Here is an 8,014-nt window from a genome sequence, read left to right as displayed (position 1 = left end):
ATTACCTGACAAACGATTTCTCTAGCCTCGACCATGACGAAAAGGGTCACGTCCGCATCGTTGCCAACACCACAGCCGTCACCGAATTCATGCCCGAAGTGCTGGCGCGATTCCTGTCCAGCCGTCCGAAGGTCACCATCGATCTGCAGGAACGGCTGACCCAGGACATCATTCGCTCCGTCCACAACGGCACCGCCGACCTCGGAATCGTGTCCGGCGAAATGAGCGATTCGGGACTGGAGGTGATCCGCTTTTCGACAGACCGGCTGATGCTGGCCGCACCGGCTGACCATGCGCTGGCGTCCCGAAAATTGCTGAGTTTCAGCGAAACGCTGGCCTTCGAACATATCAGCCTGCACGAGGGCAGCACACTTCTGGCGTTCCTGCGCAGCCTTTTGCAGGAACACGGGTTCGACCGGACGCTGCGGGTAAAGGTGCGCAGCTTCGAGGCGATGTGCCGCATGATCGAAGCCGGAGTCGGCATCGGTGTCGTTCCCGAATCTGCCGCCCGGCGTCACGCGCACACCATGAACCTTGCGCTGATCACGTTGAACGAACCTTGGGCGCTGCGAGAACGCGCGGTCCTTGCGCGGGCAGTGGATGCTTTGCCCAAAGCCGCAAGGGCGCTAACGGCCGAGCTTGTCAAACACGGAGCCGGCGGCGCGGTGGGATAATCACCCTTCCCTGTCCGTTACGTTTGACGGCCCGAAAAAAAAGACCCACAGTTTCCGCCGCGTCAGACAACCCGATGCAAGGATGACCTTCATGGGCGTGACTAACGATCTTGCGGTATTTGCGACTGGTTCAGCCTTGATACCCGACGAAATGAGTCGATTTACGCGGTTCTCGCTGTTCGACTGGGCGACGGTGGGCCTTGCGGGCGGCAACGAACCGACCGCTCAACTGGTGCGCAAGGCCGCCCTGGCCGAAGGCTGCGCGGGGCCGGCAACCTTGATCGGCGGCGGAAATGCAGCAGCTGCAACCGCCGCACTTGTCAACGGCGCGACAAGCCACGCGCTCGATTACGACGACACCCATTTCCTACACATTGGCCATCCCAGCGTCGCGGTGGCCCCGGCGTGCCTCGCGGTTGCGGAACGCGAAAATGCATCGGGCACCGCCATGCTGAATGCATTGGCGATCGGATTGGAAGTGTCCTGCCGCATCGGCGATTGGCTGGGCCGCAGTCACTATGAGGCCGGGTTCCATCAAACCGGCACTGCCGGCGCCTTCGGCGCCACCGCAGCAGCAGGGCGGCTGATGGGGCTGGACGCATCCCGAATGGTCCACGCGCTGGGGCTCACAGCTACGCGCGCTGCTGGCCTGAAAAGCCAGTTCGGTACGATGGGCAAACCGCTGAATGCCGGCTTTGCCGCCGAGGTCGGCGTGACTTGCGCCAGCCTTGCCGCACATGACGTCGTGTCGAACCCCGACGCGATCGACGGGGATCAGGGCTTTGGCCCGACCCACGCAGGATCGGCGCGCCAGTTCGCGTGGCAGGGTATTGGCACGGACTGGGTGTTTCCGGGCGTGTCCTACAAATTTCACGCTTGCTGCCACGGTCTTCATGCCATGCTAGAAGCGATCCGCAACCTGCGCGGCGACGGGCTGACCGCGGATATGGTCAAATCGGTTAGGGTATGGACCCATCCGCGTTGGTTGGCGGTCTGCAATCAGCCCGAGCCGTCTACCGGGTTGGGCGCCAAGTTCAGCTTTCGCCTGACGGCGGCGATGGGCCTTGCGGGCGTCGATACCGCAGCGATCGACACCTATGACGATGCAATCACGCAACGCCCCGACCTAGTGGCGCTGCGTGATGCCGTGACGGTTGTCACCGACGAAAGCCTGGCCGACACGCAGACCCGCGTCACCGTCACGACGACCCAAGGCGGGGTGCTGGAATGCTCTCATGATCTGGCGGAAGCGACCGATCCCGCCATGCTGGAACGTCGGCTTCGGGGCAAGTCTTCCACGCTGCTGGGCGATGATGTGTCGGGCGCGCTATGGCAGGTGGTCACGGCGCTGGACGATGCAGACGACCTGGCCGGGCTTACCAGCCTGCTATCCCGGTAATGGGGCAAGACCGCACAAACGATCAACACAAGGTTTCTTTGCATGAAAAATCTGACCTCGATCCGGTCACCGCTGTTCGTGCCTGCCAACCGGCCTGATCGGTTTGGCAAGGCCGCGACGTCGGGCGCCGATGCCGTGATATTGGATCTGGAAGACGCCGTTGCCGCTGATGCCAAGGTGGATGCCCGCACTGCGTTGTCATGCGATTTCACCACCTTGCCGATCATCGTCCGCATCAACGCCAATGACACAGCCTGGCACGGCGACGATCTGAAGGCGGTGCTTGGATTGCCGATCGCTGCGGTCATGCTGCCGAAATCGGAAGACCCCGCACAGATCGCCGCCGTGGTTGCCGCCCTGGCCGGACATGCACCCATTCTGGCGCTGGTCGAAACCGCAAGGGGTATCGCAAACGCCCGCACTATCGCCGCTTTGCCCGGGGTAAGCCGGCTGATCTTCGGATCGGTCGATTATTGCGCCGATCTCGGATGTGCACATGTGCGCGAGGCGCTGCTTGCCGCCCGGTGCGAACTGGTCCTTGCGTCCCGGCTAGCCAGCATTGCTGCGCCGATTGACGGCGTCACTACGCAGCTGGACGATCCGGACGTGACCGAAGGCGACGCACGGCATGCCCGCGATCTGGGAATGACCGGCAAGCTTTGCATCCACCCCAGCCAGGTTGACGTCGTACAAGAAGTCTTTGTGCCCTCGGCGGTCGAAATCGACTGGGCCAATCGGGTCCTGGCGTCAGGCGACGGCGCAACGACCGTGAATGGCGCAATGGTCGACGAACCGGTGCGGATTCGTGCCCGAACGATCTTGGCGTCCCTGCCCTCCAAGACCAAGTGACCGCCACAACAACACGCTCGTGGTGTCAGACCAATTCGAACCAGCCTCTGCAAAGACAGTGAAGCTGCCCTTTATGCCGGACCGAGACGACGCCACTCGGTGAGTGCCGTGGCGCGGTTCAGCTTGAAGTTGGCTCGGAAGGAAAGGTTGCGCTCCGTATTGCACAGGTTGAAGCCAGAGACGTGGACGGCGGCAAATTTATGCAAACTTCGTATTCGGCGAAATCTGAGCATCGCCCGTTCCCGTCGTCGGAACGGCAGGTGTGAGTTCTCAGCCCTGTTGTTTGCCCAACGGCCAGTTTCCTGCCGGTCTGCTGCCCCGATATCCTTCAGAGCGGCGAGATAGGATCGGTGACGATGACCTCGGTCTGGCCGTGCCGCTTCATCGATTTCTTCAAGAATTTCAATGCTGCCCTCTTGTCGCGGCGCCAGGTTACGTAACTCTCAAGTACCTCGCCTTCATGATCAACCGCACGCCAGAGGTAGGCCATCTCTCCGTTGACCTTCACGAACTTCTCCTCAAGGTGCCACCGCCAGCGGCTCGAACGCATGCTCTGGACCCGCTGTTTTCGGCTCTCGGCGGCAAACAGTGGCCCGAAACGATGCCACCAAAACCGAACCGTCTCAAAGTGTATCTTGCGCCACAGACGGCGTTTCGACCCGCCATGCTTGGGCGCGTGCCATTCGCCCTCACCTTCCCGCCTTGATGCCCGTGCTGTCGATCAGAAGATGCAGCGCTCCATGTGAGCCACGATAGGGGATGTTCACGCCAAGGGTCTTTGGGCGGCGGCACAGGGTGCTGAAATCCGACACCGGCCACTCGAGCCCGATGGAGCTGTCCGTCCGCAGGTACTCAAGCGGCGTACCGTCAAGGTCAGAGTCTTTCCAAGCGACGACGCCCTCCCTGCGGCTCGTCAGCGCTATCCTTGTCGAGATCGACGAAAAATGGGCCTCCGACACAAAGCCTACATCAAATGGGAATGCCAGGATGCGTGACCCGCTTTTAGCAGAATTTCCAGACAACAGGTTGCTCAATCTCGAGCGGCATCAGGTGTCGACTCCGGGAGATAGATAGCGGAGCTGGCGGGTGTATGGGCAGACACCTTGAGTCTAGCGCTTTCTCAGCTGACCACCACGTCATAGCCGGTGAACTTGCGCAGGTTGATCACCCCGGTATCCAGGATCAGGTACTGGCCCTTGAGGCCGAGCAGGGTGCCGCTGACGAGGGGAGCCTTGTCGAGGTTGTGGGAAACGACTTTTGTCGGAAACTCCAGCACCGGATAGTCGAAGGCCACCGGCGCCTCGTCGAGTTCGCGGATGGCGTCAATACCGAAGCGTTCACGCAGGTTGGCCAGGCCGGCGTCGAGGCGCGACAGGAGGTGGTCACGCTCGGCGGCGAGGTCAAGATCAGTGGTATCGCCCTTGAGCATGGCCCGCCAGTTGGTGCGATCGGACACCATTTCCTTGAACAGCACCTCGACGAAGCCGGACTGCTGGCGAGTATCCACCGCGAGGATCGGCAGGGCCTGCACCGCTCCCTGGTCGAGCCAGCGTGTCGGCACCTGGGTGCCACGGGTAATGCCGACCTTGAGGCCAGAAGCATTGGCCAGGTAGACGACATGCGGCTGAAAACAGTGCCGCTCGCCCCACTCGGGTTCGCGGCAGGTTCCCTCGAAGAAGTGACAAAGCTCGGGCTTCATGATGCAGGTATCGCACTGGGCGAGTGACTTGAAGCAGGGATAGCAGTGGCCCTGGGCGAAGCTCTTCCTGGTCGCCCGAGCGCAATGGGTACAGGCGATGGCACCGGTCCACTCCAGATGCAGCGGCTGACCGAGGCGGGTATTGAGGTCGAGCCGGTGGTCACCGGCCCGCAGGGTATAGCGCACCGGCTCACCCGGATGACCGGGCTCGATGGCCATCTTGCTGAGGCAGCCCTGCACAGCCTCGGCCATGGCAATCGACTCAGTCATGGGTCGCATCCCGACCCAGGCCGGCGAGTTGCGGCGACACACCGGCACCACTGCTGTCGGCACCACAGGTTCGCCGCTGGAGATAGCCGATACGCTCCGCCTCGGGGACCCGATTCTCCGCCTCGTAACGCATCACCGCCTCGAGGCAGAGCTCGGTCTGCTCGTCGGTCAGCAGGCGGCCATCCGGCCACTTGCGCAGGGAAACCGCCCGTTTGAGGCTTTCGTAGATGCTCGGCGTCATCTGCTGAATCATTCTGTCGAAGGTCATGTCGCTCATCGGAATTGTCTCTCAAGGCTGGCGGCGGGCACGCGCCGAATAATACCAGCCCAGCAGCAGTCCCACGACCAGGCCACCCACATGGGCCTCGTTGGCCACATTGCCGAAGCCCACCGCACCAGCCAGATTGGTCATGGTGAAGACCATCCAGCCGAGCATGAAGACCACCAGCATCTGGGGCACGAAGAAACCGCTGCGCGGGGCGCGCCGAGACATCAGCCACACATAACCCAGCAGTGCGAAGTCGACGCCGGACATGCCCCCGAACAGTACCGTGCCGGTCGCGTACTGGGCCAGGTTGGCGCCGATGCCCGCGGTCAGCAGGAGCATCAGCATACGTGTTCTACCGTGAATGACTTCGACCTGACGGCCGAAATACCACAGCCACAACATGTTGAAGATGAGGTGCATCCAGCCGAAGTGCAGGAAGGCCGGCGACAGCAGCCGCCAGACCTGACCCGAAGTCACAACCTCGCCGAGATCGCCGAAGGCCAGGCTGCCGTTGATGACGCCGAGGGGAACGGGAACGATGGACAGGGCGGCAATGACCCGGTCACCGAGGACGCCCATCACCGCGAATACCAGCAGACACAGCAGCAGGGAAATGGCACTGACCGGCGCTCGACGCAAGGGACCCAGCATGCCGACGATCTCCGGGCGACGCCCCGGAGGCGGTTCAGTGATCAAGGTCTCACCCCGCTGCCAGCGATTCAGCATCGCCAGCATCGCCTCCTGCTGTTCGGGGTCGATCAACCAGAGCACTTGTCCGCCCTCCTCCTCGGTGAAGCGGTGACCGATGCGCTGCGCCCAGAGGGCACGCCGCAACTCTCGAGTGTCGGCATCAAGGGGCAAGAGGATTACCCGGTACATGGCAACTCCAGGATTCGCTCGGGCATCGGCGTCAGGCCAACAGAAAAAATCCGGCGGAGGGGGCCGCCGGAGAATAGCAAGGGATCATTCAAGGGAACACCTATTCTGATGACAGCCATGTCAGTGAGTTCAGCCGGACGTCGGCTTTTTAGCGTAAAGAATTGTATCAATCGAAATCGATCTCCCAGGGGCTGGGTCTGGCCAGCTCGTCACGAGGTACACGAATCCACTCGAAGTGGTCGGCATCGAGCCGTCGCTCACCACTCCAGCGATAGGCGACCAGACGGCCGAACTTGACGGCACTGTAGTCCAGGCAGGCGATGTTGGGGGCCGGCATGGCGGGAATGCCTTCACACCAGTAGTGCCCGATGAAAAGTGGCGGCTCGTCCCGCCCATAGTGACTCAGCCGAGCCAGTTCGGCAGCGGAGAGCTCGCGCCACTCCAGTTCGCCGGGCAGGTTGTCGGGCTGGAACACCACGTCCCCCCAGGTGCGGGGTTGCCTGGCCCAGAAGTGAGCCCGGAAGCTCTGGCGCCGGAAGCCATCGCCTGAATGGATTTCGATCCCTTCCGGCAAGGGAATATGGATACCGCGCGTCAAGCGATCGAGGATCCGGAAGGCCCGTGTATCGGGGCGGGATGATTCGACCAGGAAGTCGGCGTCGATGCGGCCGTCGGGATACTGCTGCCGCAGTTCGTCGATCAGCGCATGGTCCCAGCAGGCATGGACCACCCGCAGGCCATCGAGCTCGAGAAACAAGGGGATGTCCAGAAACCAGGCCAGGACCTCATCCCATTCCTGCGGATGGTCGCGATACTGTGTCAGGGTCTCGTTGACGATGCGATTGTGCCGGGGAGTGTGCGCCCGCAGCCATCTGTGGGTCGAGTTCTCGGGATCCGGATGACAATAGGCCAGGGCATTGACCTCATGATTGCCCATGACGATATGGGCTTCGCCCTCCTCCACCATTCGCCGCGCGATCTGCACGGCCAGGCGGATACGAGGACCGCGATCGATCAGGTCGCCCAGGAAGATCACCCGCCGGCGCGGATGGCGGTAGACACCACCTCGCTGGTGATAACCCAGCTTATCGAGAAGGGCCGCCAGGGTCGCACCACAGCCATGGATGTCACCGATCAGGTCATAGCCCTCAATGCGTGCTGCTGTCACCTCAGTCCCCCAGCCGATTGCTCCATCCCAGCTTGCTGCGCAGGACATCATAGAAATTGTGCCCCAGCGGGTGCACCAGTTGAACCCGCTGGGGCTTGCGACGGATCACCAGCACATCATCGGGCTTGGCCACTGCGCGGGTCTGGCCATCGCAGCTGATATGCGGATAGGTCTGGTTGGTCTCGCCGATATGTACGCGAATCTCGCTGGCGGCATCGATGGCGATCGGCCGGCTGGACAGGGTATGGGGAAACATCGGCACCAGGGTGATGACATCCAGCTTGGGATGCATGATCGGGCCACCACCGGATAGCGCATAGGCGGTGGAGCCGGTCGGAGTCGCCACGATCAAGCCGTCGCTACGCTGGCTATAGACGAACTGGCCATCGATGAAGAGTTCGAACTCGATCATGCGCACGGCCTTGCCGGGATGGATCACCACCTCGTTGAGCGCATCGCCATGACCCGAAAAGGTGCCATCCCGGTAGAGTTCGGCATCGAGCAGGAAGCGTTCCTCCACCTCATATTTCCCCTCGAGCACTTCACTGACACGCTCTTCGAGTTCGTCGGGGGAAATATCGGTGAGAAAACCCAGGCGACCGCGATTGACGCCAAGCACGAGGGTGCCGCTATGGCAGAGCGAACGGGCAGCACCCAGAAGGCTGCCATCACCTCCAACCACGATCACCAGGTCGCATAGCTCACCGAGCATGCGACGGCTGGCTTCCGGATGGCCGTGATGGAGCAGAACGGTAGCGGTTCGGTCCTCGATGATGACGTGATAGCCGCCCTGGTCAAGAAGGCGGAT

8 protein-coding genes and 2 pseudogenes are annotated in these 8,014 nt (G+C 62.0%); 3 read left to right on the top strand and 7 right to left on the bottom strand.

The window, feature by feature from the left end; genetic code table 11:
- The 3 genes from ACESMD_RS05790 to ACESMD_RS05780 form a co-directional block, all read left to right on the top strand.
- On the top strand, nt 1-674 hold a 674-nt coding region (locus tag ACESMD_RS05790; RefSeq protein ID WP_372611186.1), incomplete at its 5' end, for a LysR substrate-binding domain-containing protein.
- Between the two features lie 91 nt (nt 675-765).
- A complete protein-coding gene (locus ACESMD_RS05785; protein WP_372611184.1) occupies nt 766-2,073 on the top strand; it encodes an MmgE/PrpD family protein in 1,308 nt (435 codons plus the stop codon).
- Nucleotides 2,074-2,115: 42 nt separating this feature from the next.
- A complete protein-coding gene (locus tag ACESMD_RS05780) occupies nt 2,116-2,922 on the top strand; it encodes a CoA ester lyase (protein ID WP_372611182.1) in 807 nt (268 codons plus the stop codon).
- Nucleotides 2,923-2,993: 71 nt separating this feature from the next.
- Here ACESMD_RS05780 and ACESMD_RS05775 read toward each other — a convergent pair.
- From ACESMD_RS05775 to ACESMD_RS05745, 7 genes and pseudogenes are all read right to left on the bottom strand, one after another.
- Nucleotides 2,994-3,412: pseudogene (locus ACESMD_RS05775) on the bottom strand (DDE-type integrase/transposase/recombinase).
- 138 nt (nt 3,413-3,550) lie between these two features.
- Nucleotides 3,551-3,752, bottom strand: a pseudogene (locus ACESMD_RS05770) (transposase); the annotation flags it as partial.
- Between the two features lie 290 nt (nt 3,753-4,042).
- Nucleotides 4,043-4,891, bottom strand: a complete 849-nt coding sequence (locus ACESMD_RS05765; protein ID WP_372611180.1) for a DUF2797 domain-containing protein — start codon at nt 4,889-4,891, stop codon at nt 4,043-4,045.
- Complete coding sequence (locus tag ACESMD_RS05760) at nt 4,884-5,168, bottom strand: YeaC family protein (RefSeq protein ID WP_372611178.1); 285 nt, start codon at nt 5,166-5,168, stop codon at nt 4,884-4,886. The genes ACESMD_RS05765 and ACESMD_RS05760 overlap by 8 nt, the downstream gene beginning before the upstream one ends.
- Before the next feature lie 12 nt (nt 5,169-5,180).
- Nucleotides 5,181-6,038 (bottom strand): rhomboid family intramembrane serine protease, encoded by an 858-nt coding sequence (locus tag ACESMD_RS05755; protein ID WP_372611176.1) that lies wholly within the window; start codon nt 6,036-6,038, stop codon nt 5,181-5,183.
- A gap of 166 nt (nt 6,039-6,204) precedes the next feature.
- Complete coding sequence (locus tag ACESMD_RS05750) at nt 6,205-7,191, bottom strand: metallophosphoesterase (protein ID WP_372611188.1); 987 nt, start codon at nt 7,189-7,191, stop codon at nt 6,205-6,207.
- Nucleotides 7,192-7,207: 16 nt separating this feature from the next.
- The coding region (locus ACESMD_RS05745; protein WP_372611174.1) for an NAD(+) kinase at nt 7,208-8,014 on the bottom strand (807 nt) is incomplete at its 5' end.

Source organism: Halomonas sp., assembly GCF_041689495.1.
GTDB lineage: Bacteria > Pseudomonadota > Gammaproteobacteria > Pseudomonadales > Halomonadaceae > Halomonas.
The sequence above is the reverse complement of the archived record's forward strand: the minus strand, read 5'-3'. Positions and strand labels throughout refer to the sequence as shown.

Bases quoted from the DNA above. Each gene is read 5' to 3' on its own strand.
- ACESMD_RS05755 (WP_372611176.1), bottom strand. From the start codon at position 6,038: ATGTACCGGGTAATCCTCTTGCCCCTTGATGCCGACACTCGAGAGTTG.
- ACESMD_RS05785 (WP_372611184.1), top strand. From the start codon at position 766: ATGGGCGTGACTAACGATCTTGCGGTATTTGCGACTGGTTCAGCCTTG.
- ACESMD_RS05760 (WP_372611178.1), bottom strand. From the start codon at position 5,168: ATGAGCGACATGACCTTCGACAGAATGATTCAGCAGATGACGCCGAGC.
- ACESMD_RS05765 (WP_372611180.1), bottom strand. From the start codon at position 4,891: ATGACTGAGTCGATTGCCATGGCCGAGGCTGTGCAGGGCTGCCTCAGC.
- ACESMD_RS05780 (WP_372611182.1), top strand. From the start codon at position 2,116: ATGAAAAATCTGACCTCGATCCGGTCACCGCTGTTCGTGCCTGCCAAC.